This is a genomic window from Variovorax sp. JS1663, from assembly GCF_002157355.1.
In the GTDB taxonomy this organism is placed as follows: Bacteria; Pseudomonadota; Gammaproteobacteria; order Burkholderiales; family Burkholderiaceae_C; genus Variovorax.
Window position 1 is genome coordinate 310,437 of record NZ_LYMK01000001.1, and the last position, 19,009, is coordinate 329,445.

The 19,009-nt window shown below is 68.7% G+C and carries 18 protein-coding genes; 5 read left to right on the plus strand and 13 right to left on the minus strand.

Features of this window, described 5'->3' with window-relative positions:
• Positions 1-23: 23 nt before the first annotated feature.
• Positions 24-467, plus strand: a complete 444-nt coding sequence (locus A8M77_RS01625) for a hypothetical protein (protein WP_158100863.1) — start codon at positions 24-26, stop codon at positions 465-467.
• Positions 468-493: 26 nt separating this feature from the next.
• On the opposite strand, the gene A8M77_RS01630 is transcribed toward A8M77_RS01625, so the two are convergent.
• From A8M77_RS01630 to A8M77_RS01655, 6 genes are read right to left on the minus strand one after another with little or no spacing between them, the layout of a single operon-like run.
• A complete protein-coding gene (locus tag A8M77_RS01630) occupies positions 494-889 on the minus strand; it encodes a RidA family protein (RefSeq protein WP_443269896.1) in 396 nt (131 codons plus the stop codon).
• On the minus strand, positions 886-2,502 hold the full coding sequence (locus tag A8M77_RS01635; protein WP_086919809.1) for an AMP-binding protein: 1,617 nt from the start codon (positions 2,500-2,502) through the stop codon (positions 886-888). Before A8M77_RS01635 ends, A8M77_RS01630 begins: the two co-directional genes overlap by 4 nt.
• On the minus strand, positions 2,499-3,695 hold the full coding sequence (locus A8M77_RS01640; RefSeq protein ID WP_086919810.1) for an acyl-CoA dehydrogenase family protein: 1,197 nt from the start codon (positions 3,693-3,695) through the stop codon (positions 2,499-2,501). The genes A8M77_RS01635 and A8M77_RS01640 overlap by 4 nt, the downstream gene beginning before the upstream one ends.
• A gap of 4 nt (positions 3,696-3,699) precedes the next feature.
• The gene (locus A8M77_RS01645) at positions 3,700-4,554 is read right to left on the minus strand and encodes an enoyl-CoA hydratase family protein (protein WP_086919811.1); all 855 of its coding nucleotides are present in this window, start codon (positions 4,552-4,554) and stop codon (positions 3,700-3,702) included.
• Positions 4,551-5,027: a MarR family winged helix-turn-helix transcriptional regulator gene (locus A8M77_RS01650; protein WP_086919812.1), complete on the minus strand. Its 477-nt coding sequence runs from the start codon at positions 5,025-5,027 to the stop codon at positions 4,551-4,553. The genes A8M77_RS01645 and A8M77_RS01650 overlap by 4 nt, the downstream gene beginning before the upstream one ends.
• Position 5,028: 1 nt before the next feature.
• The gene (locus tag A8M77_RS01655) at positions 5,029-7,392 is read right to left on the minus strand and encodes a bifunctional salicylyl-CoA 5-hydroxylase/oxidoreductase (RefSeq protein ID WP_086919813.1); all 2,364 of its coding nucleotides are present in this window, start codon (positions 7,390-7,392) and stop codon (positions 5,029-5,031) included.
• Between the two features lie 99 nt (positions 7,393-7,491).
• Here A8M77_RS01655 and A8M77_RS01660 point away from each other — a divergent pair, with 99 nt between their 5' ends.
• Both A8M77_RS01660 and A8M77_RS01665 read left to right on the plus strand, forming a co-directional pair.
• Positions 7,492-8,754, plus strand: a complete 1,263-nt coding sequence (locus A8M77_RS01660; RefSeq protein ID WP_086919814.1) for an SAM-dependent methyltransferase — start codon at positions 7,492-7,494, stop codon at positions 8,752-8,754.
• 12 nt (positions 8,755-8,766) lie between these two features.
• Positions 8,767-9,090: a DUF1840 domain-containing protein gene (locus A8M77_RS01665; RefSeq protein ID WP_086919815.1), complete on the plus strand. Its 324-nt coding sequence runs from the start codon at positions 8,767-8,769 to the stop codon at positions 9,088-9,090.
• Between the two features lie 23 nt (positions 9,091-9,113).
• Here the strand turns inward: A8M77_RS01665 and A8M77_RS01670 are convergent, their stop codons facing one another.
• Both A8M77_RS01670 and A8M77_RS01675 read right to left on the minus strand, forming a co-directional pair.
• Complete coding sequence (locus tag A8M77_RS01670) at positions 9,114-10,127, minus strand: Bug family tripartite tricarboxylate transporter substrate binding protein (protein ID WP_086919816.1); 1,014 nt, start codon at positions 10,125-10,127, stop codon at positions 9,114-9,116.
• Between the two features lie 76 nt (positions 10,128-10,203).
• Positions 10,204-11,142, minus strand: a complete 939-nt coding sequence (locus tag A8M77_RS01675; RefSeq protein WP_086919817.1) for a LysR family transcriptional regulator — start codon at positions 11,140-11,142, stop codon at positions 10,204-10,206.
• 110 nt (positions 11,143-11,252) lie between these two features.
• Between A8M77_RS01675 and A8M77_RS01680 the strand changes: the two genes are divergently transcribed.
• Positions 11,253-12,014 (plus strand): SDR family oxidoreductase, encoded by a 762-nt coding sequence (locus A8M77_RS01680; RefSeq protein ID WP_086919818.1) that lies wholly within the window; start codon positions 11,253-11,255, stop codon positions 12,012-12,014.
• Here A8M77_RS01680 and A8M77_RS01685 read toward each other — a convergent pair.
• The 4 genes from A8M77_RS01685 to A8M77_RS01700 form a co-directional block, all read right to left on the minus strand.
• On the minus strand, positions 11,942-12,457 hold the full coding sequence (locus A8M77_RS01685) for a MarR family winged helix-turn-helix transcriptional regulator (RefSeq protein ID WP_086919819.1): 516 nt from the start codon (positions 12,455-12,457) through the stop codon (positions 11,942-11,944). The two genes, A8M77_RS01680 and A8M77_RS01685, sit on opposite strands and share 73 nt — an antisense overlap.
• Positions 12,454-13,449: an alpha-ketoacid dehydrogenase subunit beta gene (locus A8M77_RS01690; protein WP_192871530.1), complete on the minus strand. Its 996-nt coding sequence runs from the start codon at positions 13,447-13,449 to the stop codon at positions 12,454-12,456. Before A8M77_RS01690 ends, A8M77_RS01685 begins: the two co-directional genes overlap by 4 nt.
• Positions 13,446-14,465 (minus strand): thiamine pyrophosphate-dependent dehydrogenase E1 component subunit alpha, encoded by a 1,020-nt coding sequence (locus tag A8M77_RS01695; RefSeq protein ID WP_086919820.1) that lies wholly within the window; start codon positions 14,463-14,465, stop codon positions 13,446-13,448. Before A8M77_RS01695 ends, A8M77_RS01690 begins: the two co-directional genes overlap by 4 nt.
• Positions 14,466-14,568: 103 nt before the next feature.
• Positions 14,569-15,795 carry a helix-turn-helix domain-containing protein gene (locus A8M77_RS01700; protein ID WP_086919821.1) on the minus strand — a complete coding sequence of 409 codons (1,227 nt, stop codon included), beginning with the start codon at positions 15,793-15,795 and terminating at the stop codon, positions 14,569-14,571.
• 143 nt (positions 15,796-15,938) lie between these two features.
• On the opposite strand from A8M77_RS01700, the gene A8M77_RS01705 reads away from it, so the two are divergent.
• A complete protein-coding gene (locus A8M77_RS01705) occupies positions 15,939-18,044 on the plus strand; it encodes a PQQ-dependent dehydrogenase, methanol/ethanol family (protein WP_086919822.1) in 2,106 nt (701 codons plus the stop codon).
• Here A8M77_RS01705 and A8M77_RS01710 read toward each other — a convergent pair.
• Positions 18,007-18,909, minus strand: coding sequence for an alpha/beta hydrolase (locus tag A8M77_RS01710; RefSeq protein WP_086919823.1), 903 nt, complete (start codon positions 18,907-18,909; stop codon positions 18,007-18,009). The two genes, A8M77_RS01705 and A8M77_RS01710, sit on opposite strands and share 38 nt — an antisense overlap.
• Between the last annotated feature and the right edge of the window lie 100 nt (positions 18,910-19,009).

Below are 19,009 nucleotides of genomic sequence, written 5' to 3' on the forward strand. Positions count from 1 at the left end.
ATTTGGTCAGCAAAAAAAGCTGGATGACCAAGGAAAGTTCATGCACGGTGGAGACGAAGAATTCCATGACTGAGGCCTCCATTTCGCGCAATTTGATCGAAAACGCGGTGGATGCAGTCCAGCAGGCCGCTGATTCGATTTTCAGCAACCAGCCCGCCGTCCCATTCCATTCGAATACGGATCTTCTTTCCCTGGACGAGAAAGAGCGAGAAGAGATCCAGCGCGATGAAGAAGAAAATTATCGCGTCCGCCCCACCATATCGGCACTCAGCTTCTGCTTGACTTCGGTCCTGTCCCTGCTGGCGATCGCACACTCCCTCGTCGACCAGCCGGAGGTGCTGTCGCCGGTGGAGCGTGACCAGCTTTGGAAGAAGCTGGCCGCTGAAACCAAAATGGCGGGGCGGGCCGCCTACCGCGCCGCCTTGATCCTGTCCGATCCCGGCGCTGAGCGCAGCAGCCTCCAATAAGCGCGACGGCGTCCGGGCCCGGTTGCTCAGTCGGGCACGACGGCGGTGACCTCGATCTCCACCTTGGCGCGCGCCTCCACCAGCGCCGCCACCTGCACGCAGGTCATGGCGGGAAAGTTGCGCCCCATCGCATCGCGATACACCGGGCCGAGTTCGCCCAGCCGCCGGTTGTATTCGTCACGATCCGTCACGTACCAGGTCATGCGCACCATGTGCTCCGGACCTGCCCCGCCCTCACGCAGGATGGCGGCAATGTTGCGCAGCGCCTGCCCGGTCTGCTCGATGAAATCGTCGGAAACGAATTGCTGCTGTGCATCCCAGCCGACCTGGCCGCCGACGAAGACCATGGTGCCGCGCGCGGCGACGCCGTTCGCATAGCCCTTGGGAGGTGCCCAGCCGGGCGGTTGCAAGAGTTTGATCATGATGTGATTTGCCTCAGTTTGAATCGTTGGAGCTTGCCGGTTTCGGTGCGCGGCAGGCCGGCGACGAACTCGATCTCCCGTGGGTACTTGAAGGGGGCGATGGTGGCCTTGACGTGGTCCTGCAGCGCCTTGACGAGGCTCGCATCTCCGGTATGGCCGGGCTTGAGCACGCAGAAAGCCTTGACGATCATTCCGCGCTCTGGGTCAGGCTTGCCGATCACGCCGCATTCGGCGACGGCAGGATGTTTGAGCAGCGCGTCCTCGACCTCCGGTCCGCCTACGTTATAGCCGGCCGTGATGATCATGTCGTCGGCCCGCGACTGGTAGAAGAAGTAGCCGTCCTCGTCCTGCACGAAGGCATCGCCCGGGTAGTTCCAGCCCTTCTTCACATAATCGGCTTGACGCGGATCGTCGAGGTAGCGGCAGCCGACCGGCCCGATCAGCGCCAGCTTGCCGACGGTGCCGCGCGGCACCTCGTTGCCATCTTCGTCCACCACCTTCGCGGTGAAACCAGGCACGGCCTTGCCCACGGCGCCGTGCCGCACCTCGTCGCCGGCCGCCGATATGTAGATGTGGAACACCTCCGTGCCGCCGATGCCGTCGAGCATCTCGATGCCGGTGGCGCTCTTCCACAGTTCGCGCGTGGCATCGGGCAGGGCCTCGCCGGCGCTGACGCTGATGCGCAGCGTGGGTACGCCCAGGGCCTTCGCGAAAGGCGCCATTTGACGGTAGAACGTGGGCGCGGTGTAGCTGATGGTCGCGCCGACCTCGCGGATGGTCTTGACCATGCTTTCCGGTGTGTAGGGACCGTCGTTGAAATACACCGAGGCACCGGCCCACATCGGGAAGATCAGCAGCCCGCCCAGGCCGAAAGTAAAGGCCAGCGGCGGCGAGCCGATCACGATGTCCTCGCTGCGGGCGCGCAGCACGTGCCGCGGCCAGGTCTGGCACATCGCCAGCACGTCGCGATGCGTGGTGACGGGTGCCTTCGGCTTGCCGGTGGTGCCGGAGGTGAAGGCCAGCAGTGCGATGTCGTCGGCAGCGGTCGGACAGGCCTTGAAGACGCCGCTCTTGGCGGCGGCGCGCGCTTCCAGCGAATCGGCCTGCTGCGGCTGATGGAAGGCGATCACCGTCTTCAGAACCGGATGCGCCTGCTGTGCCGTATGCAGCTCCTCGAGCAGCCTGCCGTCGCACAGCGCCACCGTGGGCTGAGCCTTCTCGATGATGTCGCCCAGCTCCTTGGCGCGCAGCAGTGGCATGGTGGCCACCGCGATCAGGCCCGCCTTCACCACGGCCAGCCAGCCCAGCGCCATCCCGATCGAATTGCCGCCACGCAGCAGCACGCGATTGCCGGGCACCAGGCGCAGGTCCTCCACCAGCACCTGCGCGATGCGGTTCACCTCTGCCGCGGCCTCGGCGTAGCTCAGCGTGCGCTGCGGCGAGCGCAGCATCGGGCGATTCGCCCAGGGCTTGGAGGCCGCCTTGTCCAGCAGCTCTTCCACCAGGTTCAGCTGATCTGGCAGCTGCAGCTCCGGCAGGTCGTAGCGGAACATCGGCAACTGCTCTGCCGGCGGCAGGCGGTCATGAACGAAGCGATCGATCTGTGCGCTCATGCCAGGCTCCGCAGGACGGACTTGCCGATGATCAATTGCTGCACTTCCGTCGCGCCCTCGTAGATGCGCAGCGAGCGGATGTCGCGATAGAGGCTCTCGACCTTGGTGCCCACCTTCACGCCCAGGCCGCCATGCATCTGCAGCGCCATGTCGATCACGCGGCTGGCATTCTCGGTGGCGCACATCTTGGCCATCGCCGCCGCGGCGGTGATGTCGCCTGCTGGCGGCGCGTCGCGGCGCTCGCTGTCGTCGCGCATCCAGGCGGCGCGGTAGGTCAGCAGCGCTGCACTGTCGATCAGCGCGGCCATCTCGCCGAGCTTGGCCTGCGTGAGCTGGAAGTCGGCGAGCGTCTGGCCAAACATGCGGCGCGTGCTCGCGTGGCGCACCGCCTCGGTGAGCGCGCGCCGGGCCATGCCGAGCGCCGCGCCGGCGACCGAGGCGCGGAAGATGTCGAGCGTGCGCATCGCGAGCTTGAAGCCGCCATTCAGCTCGCCCAGCTGCGCTTCGCGCGGCACAGTGCAGCCTTCGAAGCTCAGCGTCGCCAGCGGATGCGGTGCCATCACCTCGATATGGGCCGATGTGTCCAGGCCCTGTGCATTCGCATCCACCACGAAGGCCGTGATGCCGCGCGAACCCGCCGCCGGCTCGGTCTTGGCGAACACGCAATAGAAATCGGCAATGCCGCCATTGCTGATCCAGGTCTTCTGGCCATCCAGGCGCCAGCCCTGCGGTGTGGCGACGGCCTGCATCGCCATCGCACCCACGTCCGATCCGGCCTCCGGCTCGGAGAGCGCGAAAGCGGCGATCTTGTCGCCTTGCGCAACCGCGCGGAGGTAGTCGCGCTGCTGCGCGGCGCTGCCAGCCAGCGTGATCGCACCGCTGCCCAGCCCCTGCATCGCAAAGGCGAAGTCAGCCAGCGGCGAATGGAAGGCCAGCGTCTCGCGCAACAGCACCAGGGCGCGCGAATCCAGGCGTTCCAGCGCGCCGCCCGACGCGGCCGGCACGCAATAACGCAGCCATCCGCCCTGGCCGAGCCGCTTCACCCAGTCGCGGCAGGCGGCGCGGTCGTCACGCTCGTCCACCGACTGGGTGGCGGCCCAGGGCAGCAGCTCGCGCGCCAGCGTGCGGTGCACGTCGTCGAAGAAGGGCAGCGCCAGATGCGCTGTCGAGGGGGGCGTTGCGGAAGCTGCCATTGCTTCAATCTCCACCGAACACCGGCTTGCGCTTGGCCGCGAAGGCCTCGAAAGCGCGCTTGAAGTCCTCGGTCTGCATGCAGATCGCCTGGGCCTGGGCTTCCGCCTCGATGGCCTGGTCGATGGTCATCGCCCATTCCTGCGACAGCATGGTCTTGGTCATCCCGTGCGCGAAGCTTGGGCCCTCGGCCAGCTTGCGCGCCATGGTGGTGGCGGCCGGCAGCAGCGCGTCGCTGTCGTGCAGCGAGTTGAAGAAGCCCCAGGCATGCCCTTCCTGCGCCGTCATGGCGCGGCCTGTGAAGAGCAGCTCCGATGCACGGCCCTGGCCGATCACGCGGGGCAGCAGCGCGCAGGCGCCCATGTCGGCGCCGGCCAGCCCGACGCGCGTGAACAGGAAGGCGGTGTTCGTCGCCGGCGTGCCGTAGCGCAGGTCGCAGGCCAGCGCGATCATCGCGCCGGCACCCGCGCAGACGCCGTCGATCGCGCCCACGATCGGCTGCGGGCAATGGCGCATGGCCTTCACCAGGTCGCCAGTCATGCGGGTGAACTCCAGCAGCTCCGGCATGCGCATCTTCGTCAGCGGACCGATGATCTCGTGCACGTCCCCGCCCGAGCAGAAGTTGTCGCCTGCGCCAGTGACCACGATCGCCTTGACGTCATTCGCGAAGTACAGCGCGCGGAACAGGTCGCGCAACTCGCCGTACGAATCGAAGGTCAGCGGGTTCTTGCGCTCCGGCCGGTTGAGGGTGATGGTGCCGACGCCGGCCTCGAAGGCCCAGCTGAAGTGCTCGGCCTGGTAGCCGGCCTTCGGCTCGAACTGCGCATGCATGGGATTGCCTGCGCCGATGTAGTGCTTCATACGGTCTCCGCCAGTTGCTGATGGGAATGCTGCTTGACCTTGCCGAGCAGCTTGTGCAGTTGCGCGATCTCCTTGGCGTTGAGCCCGGCGAAGGCGTCGACGATCCAGGCTTCGTGCTGCTGTGCCATGTCGTTGAAGAGCCGGCGCCCGCGCGGCGTGAGGCGCACGCGCCAGGCGCGGCGGTCGCCCTCGACGTCGACGCGCTCCACCAGCCCTTCGGCCACCAGCTGGTCGGTGATGCCGGTGACGTTGCCGCCCGTCACCATCATGCGGCGGGACAGCTCGTTCATCTTCATTCCGTCGGGCTCGCGCTCCAGCTGCGACATCAGGTCGAAGCGGGGCAGGGTGGTGTTGAACTGCTCGCGCAGCCCGTTGCGCACCTGCTTCTCGATCAGCTGCGTGCAGGTCAGCAGGCGCAGCCAGAGGCGCAGCTCGTCGGGGTGCTCGCTGTGGGCCCGGGCTTCGAGATCCATGCTATTGCTCCTCGTCGGGATCGCGCCGCGCGCCAGCGGCGGCCATGGCGGCGGCCAGCTGCTGCTGTTTGGCGATCTCCCGGTACATCTGGTCGCGCCCGCTGAGGTACTGCTTCGGCCACTCGACGTCGCGGCTCTGCAGCTTGGCTGTCTCGTGCAGCGTCCAGGCCGGGTCGGCGAGGTGAGGACGCGCGATGGCGCAGAGGTCGGCGCGGCCGGCGGCAATGATGCTGTTGGCCTGGTCGGCCTCGGTGATGGCGCCCACCGCGATGGTCGAGATGCCCACCTCGTTGCGGATGCGGTCGGCAAAGGGCGTCTGGTACATGCGCCCGTACACCGGCTTCGCGGCGCGCGTGGTCTGGCCCGAGGAGACGTCGATGAAATCGCAGCCCGCCTCCTTGAAGAAGCGCGCGATCTCGACCGCGTCGTCACCCGTGTTGCCGCCCGGCGCCCAGTCGTGCGCCGAGATACGGACGCTCATCGGCCGTTCCGCGGGCCAGGCCGCGCGCATGGCGCGGAACACCTCCAGCGGATAGCGGCAGCGGTTCTCGAGGCTGCCGCCGTACTCGTCGGTGCGCTGGTTGGTGAGCGGGCTGAGGAAGGAGGCCAGCAGATAGCCGTGCGCGCAGTGCAGCTCGAGCCAGTCGAAGCCGATCTCCGCCGCACGGCGGGTGGAGGCCAAGAACTGGTCGCGGAGCAGGTCCATCTGCGTGCGCGTCATCGCAGCCGGCACCTGGTTCTGCTCGCCGTAGGCGAGGGGGCTGGCGGCCAGCAGCGGCCAGTTGCCCTGGGGCAGCGGTTCATCCGTCTCTTCCCAGCCCAGTTGGGTCGAGCCCTTGGGTCCGCTGTGGCCCAGCTGCATCCCGATCCTGGCGCTGGAGTTGGCGTGCACGAAGTCGACGATGCGCTGGAAGGCTGCCTGCTGCTGGTCGTTGTAGAGACCGGTGCAGCCCGGGGTGATGCGGCCCTCGGGCGTGGGGCTGGTCATCTCGACGAACACGATCGCTGCGCCGCCGAGCGCACGTGCGCCGAGGTGCACCAGCAGGAAGTCCTGCGGCACGCCGTCGACCGCGCTGTAGGTCGCCATCGGGGAGACCATGATGCGGTTCTTCAGTGTGAGCCCGCGCACCTGGAGCGGCATCAGCATCGGGGGCACCGCCTTGCCGCCCGACAGCCACTGCTCGTAGCCGCCCAGCCATTGCGTGTCGCGCAGCCGCAGGTTCTCGTGGCTGATGCGCTGCGAGCGGGTGAGCAGCGAATAGGCGAACTGCTCGATCTCCATGCCGGTGTAGCGCTTCACATTCTCGAACCACTCGGTCGAGTTGCGCGCCGCGTTCTGGATCTTGAGCACCTCCACGCTGCGGCGGGCCTCGTAGGCCTCGAGCACCGTGTCCACGTCGCCGCCCTGCGCGAACTCATTGCACAGGTCGATCGCATCCTCCAGCGCGAGCTTGGTGCCCGAGCCGATGGAGAAGTGCGCGGTGTGCGCCGCGTCGCCCATCAACACCACCGGCACGCTGCGGCCCTTGACGTCGACTCGGTGCGTCCAGTGCTTGCAGACCACGCGCGGGAAGCGGATCCAGTTGGCTGAGCCGCGCAGGTGCGTTGCATTGCTGATCAACTGATGGCCGCCCAGGTACTTGGCGAACATCTTCTCGCAGAAGGCGATGGCCTCGGGCTGCTCCATCTGGTCCAGGCCGTGGGCCTTCCAGACTTCCTCGGGCGTCTCGACGATGAAGGTCGAGGTGTCGTTGTCGAACTGGTAGGCATGCGCCTGGAACCAGCCGTGCTCGGTCTGTTCGAAAGCGAAGGTGAAGGCGTCGAAAGTCTGGTGCGTGCCGAGCCAGACGAAGCGGCATTGGCGCAGATCGACGTCCGGCTCGAAGACGTCCGCATAGCGCTGGCGGATGCGGCTGTTGAGCCCGTCGCTGGCGATCACCAGGTCGGCGTCGTACTGCGCGGCCAGGGCCTGATCGTCCGTCACATCGGTCTCGAACACCAGCTTCACGCCCAGGGCCAGGCAGCGCTCCTGCAGGATGTTGAGCAACCGCTTGCGCCCGATGCCGCAGAAGCCGTGGCCGCCCGAGCGGACCTGGCCGCCCTTGAAGAAGACCTGGATGTCGTCCCAGTGGTGGAACTCGTTGCCGATCAGCGCCGCCGTCTCGGGGTCGGCCGCGCGCAGGTTGTCGAGCGTCTGGTCGCTCAGCACCACGCCCCACCCGAAGGTGTCGAAGGGGCGGTTGCGTTCGACCACGGTGACCTCCAGCGACGGCTGCCTGGCTTTCATCAGGAGCGCAAAGTAGAGGCCGGCCGGGCCGCCGCCGATGCACAGGATACGCCGAAGGTCTGTGGTGAAGCTGTTCATGGATCAATAGTTTAGGTCTAAACAATCTGATGTCAACACCGATCAGGGTATTTCTGGGGTCGGTTGACGACCTTGCGGGTTGCTGGCAAGAATTGCTCCATGCCAAGCCTGTTGCCGAAGATCGAGTCGCAGCTGTCATCGCTGCAAGTCCCCGTCACTCTTCAGCTGCCCGACGGCCGCCAGTTCGGCAGGCCAGGCTCCCGCGTCACCCTGGCCTTCACGGAGTGGTCGGCGCTGGCCAAGCTGGGCGCGCGCCAGCTCGGCGCCATCGGCGAGGCCTACGTCGAGGGCAAGGTGCAGATCCAGGGCGCCATGCGCGACCTGATCGACGTGACGGTGGGCCTGCTGCCGCACAATCCCGCCGAGACCACCGGTAGCTGGTGGGCTCGCCTGCAGCGGCGCGCCAAGTCGCGCGGCTCGCACTCGCTGAACAGGGATGCGGCACAGATCGAGTTCCACTACGACGTCTCCGACGACTTCTATGCGCTGTGGCTGGACCCGCGCCGCGTCTATTCATGCGCCTATTTCCGTGACGAGGGCATGACGCTGGCGCAAGCGCAAGAGGCCAAGCTCGACCACATCTGCCGCAAGCTCATGCTGCAGCCCGGCGAGCGCTACCTGGACATTGGCTCCGGCTGGGGCGCCCTGCTGCTGTGGGCCGCCGAGCACTACGGCGTGGACGCCACCGGCATCACGCTGTCGAAGAACCAGCATGCCTACGTCACCCGCCTGATCGAGGAAAAGGGCCTGCAGGGCCGCGTGCGCGTCGAGCTGCGCGACTACCGAAAGCTCGACGAGGCCCAGCCCTTCGACAAGATCTCCTCGGTCGGCATGTTCGAGCATGTGGGCAGCGCGAACATGGGGGCCTACTTCCGAAAGCTCCATGCGCTGCTCAAGCCCGGCGGCCTGGTCTTGAACCACGGCATCACCTCGGGCCAGCTCGACTACGCGCAGCTCGGCGCCGGCCTGGGCGACTTCATCGAGAAATACATCTTCCCGGGCGGCGAGCTGCTGCACGTCACCCGGATCCTGCGGGAGACCGCGGCCGCCGGCCTCGAGATGGTCGACACCGAGAACCTGCGCCCGCACTACGCGCGCACGCTCTGGAACTGGTCCGATTCGCTGGAGGCGCGCTTCGATGAGGCGCGCGAGGTGCTGGTGCGCAGCAGCGGCAAGGAGAGGGCCGAGCGCGTGCTGCGTGCCTACCGCCTCTACCTCGCGGGATCGGCCATGAGCTTCGAGCAGGGCTGGATCGCGCTGCACCAGATGCTCGCCGCCCGGCTCGACGGAAAGGTCAAGGCCGGGCCGCTGCACGGTGCGCAATCGGTGTACCCTTTTGTCCGCGACTACATCTACAAGTAAAGCGAGGCACCCATGCTCTATGAATTCAAGTCACGCGCCGCACCACCCTTCAAGATGCTCGAGACGCACGCGAGGCAGCTGTTCGACGTCATCGGCAAGGCGCCGGCCAAGCAAGGCGTGATCACCATCGACCAGATGCCCGCCGCGATCGCCGCGCTGGAGGCCGCCATCGCCCGCGAGGGGCGCAACACCCACAACCACGACGACTATGCCGTCGAGGGCCATGACGAGGATGCCGAGAAGCAGCACGTCGGCCTGCACCAGCGCGCCGTGCCGCTGCTGCATATGCTCAAAGAGTCCCTCAGCGACGGCAAGGACGTGACCTGGGGGACCTAGTCACCCCAGATCGGCCAGGGCGCTCAGTCCACCTTCGCGCCCGAGGCCTTCACCACCTTCGCCCACTTGGCGTGCTCGCTGTCGATCAGCTTGGCGAACTCGGCCGGCGTGTTGCCGCTCGGGATCGCGCCCTGGGCCATCATCTTTTCCTTGATCGCCGCGGTGCCGAGGGACTTGGCCACTTCCTGCTGGATGCGGTTCACGATCTCGGGCGACGTGCCGGCCGGTGCCAGCAGGCCGAACCATGAGCTGGCCTCGTAGCCCTTGAGCGCGGGGCCGCCGGCTTCTTCCACCGTGGGCACGTCGGGCAGGGCGGGCGAACGCTGCGCGCTGGTCACGGCCAGCGCCTTGAGCTTGCCGGCCTTGATCTGCTGCATCGAGGACGGCAGGTTGTCGAACATCACGTCCGCGTTGCCGCCCACCAGGTCCAGCAGCGCCGGGCCCGAGCCGCGGTAGGGGATGTGGGTCATGAAGCTGCCGGTCATGGTCTTGAACAGCTCGCCGGCCAGGTGGATCGAGGTCCCGCTGCCGCTCGAAGCCATGTTCAGCTTGCCCGGGTTGGCCTTGGCGTACTTCACGAAGTCCGCCACGTTGTTGATGTTGAGCGCCTTCGCCTTGTCGACGTTCATCTCCATCACGTTCGGCACTGCGGCCACCAGCGTGATCGGCGCGAAGTCCTTGATCGGGTCGAAGGGCAGCTTGGGGTAGAGCGCACGGTTGATGCCGTGCGTGCCCACCGTGCCCATCAGCAGCGTGTACCCGTCATTGGGCGACTTGGCGACGATCTCCGCGCCCACGTTGCCGCCGGCACCGGCGCGGTTGTCGACGATGAACTGCTGGCCCAGGGCCTTGGAGAGTTCCGGCGCCACCGCGCGCGCCAGGATGTCCGTGGTGCCGCCGGGCGCGAAAGGCACGACGATGCGTACCGGCTTGTTGGGCCAGGCGCCCTGTGCGAACGCCGGGCCCGCGGCCAGCAGCGTGCCGGCTGCCGCCAGGGCGAGCGCCGTGCGGCGCGAGGCGAAGGGGAAAGGTCTCATGCTGGATTCCTGTTGATGCGTGCCGCCGTGTTGTACAGGGCGCGGACGGCATCCGCCGCAGGGAATAACCCCGTGTTCATGCAGGGACCTTGCAGGCGCCGCTCATGCGCTCCGCGAAGCCGTGCGCACGGAATTGCTCCACCACGAATTCGACGAACACCCGCGTCTTCGCCGGCAGCAGCTTTTTGCTCGGGTAGTAGAGCGACAGCGGGCCGGCATCGGCATACCAGCCCGGCAGCACGCGCGCCAGCGCACCGGCCTGCAGGGCGGGCAGGGCGAAGGGCATCGGCACCAGCGCGATGCCCAGGCCCATCGCGGCGGCGCGGCACATCGCCTCCGGGTCGCTGAGGATCATGCGCGGCCGGCCTTCCACCGCCGCCTCCTCGCCGGCAGGATTGCGCAGCGTCCAGGTTCGCAGGCGCCCCGTGGGCGAAGAGCGGCGCACGATGCTGTCGAAGCCCGCCAGTTCGGCCGGGTGCGTGGGCGCCGGCTTGCCGCCGAAGTAGCGCGGGGCCGCCACCGCCACCACGTGGACGCGCGCCAGCTCACGCGCGACCAGCCCCGGCGTGAGCTGGATGCCGCCGCCGACCGCCGCATCGAAGCCCTCGCCGATCAGGTCCACCTGCCGGTTGTCGAAATGCCAGTCCGGCAGGATGGCCGGGTAACGCGCGAGGAAGTCGCCCAGGAGCGGCACCAGGTACTCGCGCCCGAAGGCCTGGCCCATGCTGACCTTGAGCGTGCCGGCCGGCTGCCGTCCGGCCTCGGAGGCCCCGGCCACCGCGTCAGCCAGCGTCCCGAGCGCGCCGGAAATCTGTTGCAGCAGCTGCTCGCCGCCCTCGGTCAGGGTCAGCTTGCGCGTGCTGCGCTGGAACAGGCGCAGCCCCAGGCCGGCCTCCAGCCGCGCGACGTTCTTGCTCACGGCCGCAGGTGTCAGGCCGAGTTGCCGGGCCGCGGCCGAGAAGCTGCCGCTCTCGGCACTCCGGACGAAGGATTCGAGATGGCTCAGGGGCTGCATGCGCCGATTTTCAACCCAAAGTTGAAATTGATAGGGCAGCTTGATGACTACCGCGAAGGCAATGAAATCCCGACACTGGAGCCATCGCAACACACACCCTGGAGTCCACCATGTCCCAAGCCACTCTCTCCCAGCCCGTCCTCGGCGGCAAGGCCGCCTTCGTCACCGGCGGTTCCCGCGGCATCGGCGCCGCCATCGTGCGGCGTCTCGCCAAGGACGGTGCTGCCGTCGCCTTCAGCTACGCCAGCAACGACGCCGCGGCCAAGGAACTGGCCGCCGCTGTCGAGGCCGCGGGCGGGCGGGCGCTGGCCCTGCGCGTCGACAGCGCCGACGCGGCCGCGCTGCGCACGGCCATCGACCAGGCTGCGCAGGCGTTCGGGCGGCTCGACATCCTGGTCAACAACGCCGGCGTCCTGAAGCTCGGCGCCGTCGACGAAATCTCGCTCGAGGATTTCGACCTCACGCTGAACGTCAACGTCCGCGCCGTCTTCGTTGCCATCCAGGCCGCGCTGCGCCACATGGGCGACGGCGGCCGCATCATCAACATCGGCAGCACCAACGCCGAGCGCATGCCGTTCCCCGGCGGCGGCGTCTATGCCATGAGCAAGTCCGCGCTCACCGGCCTCGTGCAGGGCTTCGCGCGCGACCTGGGCCCGCGCGGCATCACGATCAACAACGTGCAGCCCGGCCCGGTCGACACCGACATGAACCCGGCCAGTGGCCCGATGGCTTCCACCATGCACGGCTTCATGGCGCTGCCGAGGCACGGCCGCGGCGAAGAGATTGCCGGCATGGTGGCCTACCTGGCGAGCCCCGAAGCCGCCTTCGTGACTGGCGCGGGCCTCAACATCGACGGCGGCTTTGCGGCCTGAGCGTCGGGTCCCGCCGCCGAGGCGATCAGCCGGTCCAGCGTGGCGTTCAGGTGCTCCAGATCCGCAGCGGCCACGCCCGCGAACAGCTCCGCCTCGCGCGCTTTGGCCTCCACGCTGACCGCGGCGAAGAGCGTCTTGCCTGCACTGCTCAGGTACAGCCGGCTGCACCGCTGGTCCGTCGGGTCCTCGTGACGGTGCAGGCGCTTGTGGCGCTTCAGCCCCGCGAGCGCGCGGCTCACCGACATCTTGTCCAGCCCGGTCAGCTCGGCCAGCTGCGTCGCCGTGATGCCGGGCCGCGTGCCCAGCACCGCCATCGCCCGCCATTCGTTGAGCGTGAGCTGGTGCACGCGCCCCACCCGCTGCTGGAAGGGCCGCGCCGTGAGGTTCACGACCCGGACCAGCTTGAAGAAGACCGAGTCCTCGAAGCCGGCCGACTCGTTCATCGAACGAACGCCCTGGCCGCCTCGGCGATGCGTTCGGCACCCACGCGCGACTGCGCCTCCAGCACTGGCGAATAGCCCACCGGAATGCGCGGCGCACCGAGCCGCGCGATGCGGCAGCCCGTCGCCTCGGCCGCGCTGGCCGCGATCTCGGCGCCGAAGCCGGCGGCCTGCACCGCCTCGTGCACCACCAGCAGCCGCAGCGTGCGCGCGCAGGAGGCCAGCACCGTCTCGCGGTCCCAGGGCCACAGCGTGCGCAGGTCGATCAACTCGACCGCGATGCCCTCGGCCGCCAGCGTTTCGCAGGCGGCATGGCAGGCCTGCAGCTGCCGGCTCCAGCTCACCAGCGTGAGCGCATCGCCCCGGCGCAGCGTGGCCGCGCGGCCCAGCGGCAGCGGCACCGACTCGTCGACCAGCCCGCGCACCCCCCACAGCGCCTTGTGCTCGATGTAGACCACCGGATCGCCGCACTGCATCGCCGCGCGCAGCAGCGCATGGTTGTCCTGCGGCGTCGCCGGGCACACCACCACCACGCCCGGCAGGTGCGCGAACCAGGCTTCCAGCGACTGCGAATGCTGCGCCGCCGAGGCATCCCAGATGCCGCCCGGCATGCGCGCCACCATCGGCACGCGACCCTGACCGCCGAACATGAAGCGGTTCTTCGCGGCCTGGTTCACCAACTCGTCCATGCCGCACAGCGCGAAGTCCACCACGCGCATCTCGACCACCGGCCTGAGGCCCGCCAGCGCCATGCCCACGCCGGCGCCCATGATCGCGGCCTCCGAGATCGGCGTGTCGATCACGCGCTCGGCGCCGAAGCGCTGCTGCAGGCCCTTGTACTGGCCGAAGATACCCCCGCGCCCCACGTCCTCGCCGAGCACGACCACGCGCGGGTCGGCCTCCATCTCACGCTGCACCGCCAGCACCGCGGCCTCGGCGTAGCTCATCTCGCGCGGCGCCACGGCCGTGGCGGCCTTCGCCGTGTCGCTGCTCATGTCCATTGGCCGGCTCCGGTGGTCTGCACGTCGGTGAAGGCGGCTGAGGCCTCGGGCCAGGGCGCGGCATCGGCGGCCGCCACCGCGGCCTCGACCTCCACGCGCGCCGCGTGCTCGATCGCATCGAGCGCCTGCGCCGTCACGCCCTCCGCGAGCAGGCGTGCGCGTGCACGCGCCAGCGGATCCGTCTCCAGCGCCGCCGCCAGCTCGCCCGGATCGCGGTAGGCCGCCGCGTCGACCGACACGTGCCCCTTCACGCGGTAGGTCAGGGCATGCAGCAGCCGAGGCCCTTGACCGGCGCGCACCTCGGCGACGAGACGGCGCGCCGCTTCGTGCACCGCGAACACGTCGTTGCCGTCCACCTGCGTCGCCGCGATGTCCAGCGCCAGCGCGCGCGCCGAGGCGCCGTCGCCGGCCGTCATCGGCCCGCTCGCCGTGGTCGCGCTCCAGCGGTTGTCCTCGCACACGAACAGCACCGGCAGGCCGTACACCCGCGCCCAGTTCAGCGACTCCAGGAAAGGCCCGCGGTTGATCGCCCCGTCGCCGAAGAAGCACACGGTGATCGCCTCCTTCTTCTGCAGCTTCTGCGCATGCGCCGCGCCCACCGCGATCGGCAGGCCGGCCGCCACCACGCCGTTGGCGCCCAGCATGCCCACCGAAAAATCGGCGATGTGCATCGAGCCGCCCTTGCCGCCGTTGAAGCCCGTGGCCTTGCCGAACAGCTCGCACATCATCCGTGCGAGGTCCGCGCCCTTGGCCAGCGTGTGGCCGTGGCCGCGGTGGGTGGAGGTCAGGTAGTCGGCCGGATGCAGGTGCGCGCAGACGCCCGCGGCCACCGCCTCCTGCCCGGTCGACAGGTGCAACGGCCCGCGCACCTGGGCGGCTCCTGCCGCTTCCTGCCCATAGGCGCTCACGCCGCCCTGGCTCGCCGTTTCGGCGGCGTTCTCGAAGGCGCGGATGCGCTGCATCGTCCGGTAGAGCGCCTGGCGCTCGGCTTCACTCGTCTGGGGATTCATCTCGGCTCCAGCGCAGGACCGGGCTGCGCTTCGCAGGAAATCGTATCGATCGTGACCAACTGCGCGTGAGCGGGCTAACCCGCGCGGTCGCGCCGCAGCCTCATCATTCGCCGAGCGGATCGTCCTGCTGCCAGCTGCGCAGCCGCCGGTACAGCGTGCCGCGCGAAACCCGCAGCTGCCGCGCCGCATGCGAGATGTTGCCGCCGTGCGTCGCCAGCGTCTCCTCGATCAGCTTGCGGCTGTGGCCGCGCAGCGTGCCGTCGTCCGCCACCGCCGGCGCCGGCGAATCGGAGAGCAGCGGTTCGATCGCGGGGATGCTCGTGCCCGGCGCCGCCGTCACGCCCACCGCATGCCGGAAGTCCACGCCGTCCGGTGCCTGCAGACGCGCCCGCAGCCACACCCCCAACCCGCTCGCCAGCCGCACCGGCTGCGCCGCGTCGCGCCGGCCCAGGCGCAGCAGCGTGCGCAGGTCCAGCCCGAACACCCGCTCCACGTCGCGCGGCCCCGACTCCGGCAGCCGCCCGATCAGCCGCGCCCCGGCCGCGTTGAGCCATTCCACGCTCCCATCCGGCCCGACCCCCGCCAACGCTTCCAGCGGCGTGCCCAGCAGTCCCGGGCTGGCCTGGAAGCGCAGCACCAGCCGGTCGGCCGACTGGGCCAGCAGCAGCCGGTTCTCGATGGTGGTGGCATAGAGCGCCACCATCGAGGCCGCGTCGAAGCCGAAGGGCCGCGCCTCCACCGTGATGTCCAGCACCGCCGCCAGCCGCCCGTGCACGTCGCGGATCGGCGCGGCCGCGCATTGCATCTCGCGCAGGTAGTCGAAGTAGTGCTCGGCGCCATCCACCGTGCAGGCCTGCCCGGTGCAGGTGACGATGCCCGGCGCGGTCGTGCCCACCACGCTCTCGGCGATGTTCACGCCCAGCCGCGCCGTCTTGCACAGGATGGGCTGCGCAGGCGCCGAGGGGTTGTGCGTCACGTGCACGATCACGCCCTGCGCATCGGTCAGCAGCACGCGCGAGTCGGTGCCGGCCAGCGAGCTTTCCATCGTCTGCAACTCGGCGCGCGCCGCATCGAGCAACTCGTGGTTGCGGTTCAGCGTCGCATGCAGCCGGCTCGGCGTGACGGGGTCGAAGGCGATCAGGCGGCCGCGGTCGGTGTGCGCGCGCGTACAGCGCATCCACGACTGGATCACCTGCTCGCCCACCAGCCCGGAGGGCCGCACGCCTTCCTCGAAGAACTGCTGCCGCGCCAGCGCCACCCGCTCGGCGCGCGTGGTCGAGAACAGCTGTCGCGGGCCGCCTGCGGCGCGGCGGCTCGGGGGCAGGGACATGGGGCTCTCCTGGGCGTGGGGGACACCGTTGCCGGTGGAATGTGTTCCGCAATGGAACAGTCCCGCCCCCGGGAAATCCCGAGGGTGAAGAAAGAGGCCGGGCGAACGATTCTTCAGCTCACAACGACCCAGGAGACGACACGATGAACAAGCTCCACACCGTGCTGGCGCTCGGTGCGCTGCTGTGCCTTCAGGCACAGCCCGCGGCGGCCCAGGACAAGGGCTCGCCCGATCACATCAAGGCCGCCACCGCCCGCGTGGACGGCGCCTTCATCCGCGCCAACACCGCGAAGACCAACGACTGGCCCAGCTACGGCCTCGACTACGCCGAGACCCGCTTCAGCAAGCTCGACCAGATCACCACCGGCAACGTCAAGGAACTGGGCCTGGCCTGGTCCTACAACCTCGAGTCCACACGCGGCGTCGAGGCCACGCCGCTGGTGGTGGACGGCATCATGTACGTCACCGCCTCCTGGAGCGTGGTGCATGCCATCGACGTGCGCACCGGCAAGAAGCTCTGGAGCTACGACCCCAAGGTCGACAAGTCCAAGGGCTTCCGCGGCTGCTGCGACGTGGTCAACCGCGGTGTTGCGCTCTACCAGGGCAAGGTCTTCGTCGGCGCCTACGACGGCCGCCTGATCGCGCTCGATGCCGCCACCGGCCAGCCGGTCTGGGAGAAGGACACCATCGCCGACCGCTCCAAGTCCTACACCATCACCGGCGCGCCGCGCGTCTTCAAGGGCAAGGTCATCATCGGCAACGGCGGCGCCGAATACGGCGTGCGCGGCTACATCACCGCTTACGACGCCGCCACCGGCGAGCAGAAGTGGCGCTGGTTCACCGTGCCGGGCGATCCCTCCAAGCCCTTCGAGGACGCCTCCATGGCCAAGGCCGCCAAGACCTGGGACCCGAGCGGCAAGTACTGGGAAGCGGGCGGCGGCGGCACCGCGTGGGACACGCTCGCCTTCGACCCCGAGCTCAACCTCATGTACGTGGGCACCGGCAACGGCTCACCCTGGGCGCGCAGCAAGCGCAGCCCCAAGGGCGGCGACAACCTCTACCTCGCCTCCATCGTCGCGCTCAACCCCGACACCGGCCAGTACGTCTGGCACTACCAGGAGACCCCCGGCGACAACTGGGACTACACCTCCACCCAGCCGATGATCCTGGCCGACCTCAAGATCAAAGGCAAGCCGCGCAAGGTCATCCTGCATGCGCCGAAGAACGGCTTCTTCTTCGTCATCGACCGCACCAACGGCAAGTTCATCTCCGCCAAGAACTTCGTCGAGGTCAACTGGGCCACCGGCTACGACAAGAAAGGCCGCCCCATCGAGGTCGCCGCCGCGCGCCAGAACGAGAAGCCCGGCGACAGCATCCCCGGCCCCTTTGGCGCGCACAACTGGCACTCGATGTCCTTCAACCCGCAGACCGGCCTGGCCTACCTGCCCGCGCAGAACATCCCGCTTTCGCTCATGGACGACAAGGACTGGAAGTTCAACGAGAACAAGCCGGCCCGCCCCCATGCCGCGCTGGGCTGGAATACCGCCATGTTCATCAACGCCGAGCCGCCCAAGAGCAAGCCCGCGGGCCGCCTCGTCGCCTGGGACCCGGTCGCGCAGAAAGAGGCCTGGGGCGTCGAGCATGTCTCGCCCTGGAACGGCGGCACCTTGACCACCGCCGGCAACCTGGTCTTCCAGGGCACCGCCGACGGCCGCCTGGTCGCCTACAACGCCAAGAACGGCGACAAGCTGTGGGAGACCGCCACCGGCACCGGCGTGGTCGCGGCGCCGGCCACCTACATGGTCGACGGCAAGCAGTACGTCTCCATCGCCGTCGGCTGGGGCGGCGTCTACGGCCTGGCCGCGCGCGCCACCGAGCGCCAGGGCCCGGGCACCGTCTACACCTTCGTCATCGGCGGCAAGGCGCCCAAGCCCGACTTCGTGCAGTACCGCATGGACAAGCTGCTGCAGGGCGTGAAGTACGACCCCGCCAAGGTGCCCGACGGCACGCTGCTCTACGTGAGCAACTGCGTCTTCTGCCATGGCGTGCCGGGCGTGGACCGCGGCGGCAACATCCCGAACCTGGGCTACATGAACGCGTCCATGATCGAGAACCTCGACAAGTTCGTCTTCAAGGGCCCGGCGATGGAGCGTGGCATGCCGGACTTCAGCGGCAAGCTCAGCATGGATGACGTGGAGAAGATCAAGGCCTTCATCCAGGGGACGGCGGATGCGGTGAGGCCGAAGTAGGACCGGCGGCGTCGATGAAGGCCTGCACGTCTTCCAGCACCGGCGCAATCCAGCCCAAGGGCCACGCGAACGCGCCGATGAGCGTCGTGTGCCGCGCACGCTCGTAGAGCCTGAGCGTCACCGGCACGCCTGCCGTCTCCAGCTTGCGCGCCAGCTGCCGCGTGCTGCGGTCGGGGCTGACCAGCGCATCGTCGACCGCCGCGCCGAGGAAAGTGCGCGGTGCGGACCGCGACGCGAATTCGATGGGCTGCGCGTGCGGCGGATAGTTCGGGTGGAAGAACACCGGCCGCACCTCGGGGTTGCCGGTCGGCAGGAAATCGTAGGGCCCGGCCAGTCCGATCCAGCCCGCAAGCTCGCGGGGCGCGTGGCCGGTGTGCCCGAGCCAGCGCGCATCCAGCGCCAGCATGGCCGCGTTGTAGCCGCCGGCGCTGTGGCCCATCACGAACACCCGCCGCGGGTCGCCTCCCAGGCGCGCGGCATGCTCGAGCCCGAAAGCGAGCGCCCGTGCGCTGTCCTCGAGGAACTGCGGATACCGCACTTCCGGGTACAGCCGGTAGTCGGCGATCAAGACCAGCACGCCGCGCGCCGCCAACCCTCGCCCCACGAATTCGTAGTCCTGGCGAGCGCCCGTGTTCCACGAGCCCCCGTAGAAAAACACCACCACCGGCCAGCCGTGCGCCGGCGCCATGCCCGCCGGCGTGTAGATGTCGAGCTTCTGCCGAGGCAGTTCGCCGTATGCGACACCTGCGCTCAGCATCGAATCGCCACGGGCGGAAAGTGCGTTGAGCGTGCCGACGGCCGAGCAGCCGCCCAATGACGATGCGATGGCGAGCGCTGCTGCCAGCAGCATGATCAGTCGACGCATGAGTCCTTCCAGGCAATCGGGCGGCGACATGCGCCCGCAGCGTTGTACGCAGCCGGTGGCCTTTCGGATCTGCGACAGGATCAAGCCATGTCAGCGCTTT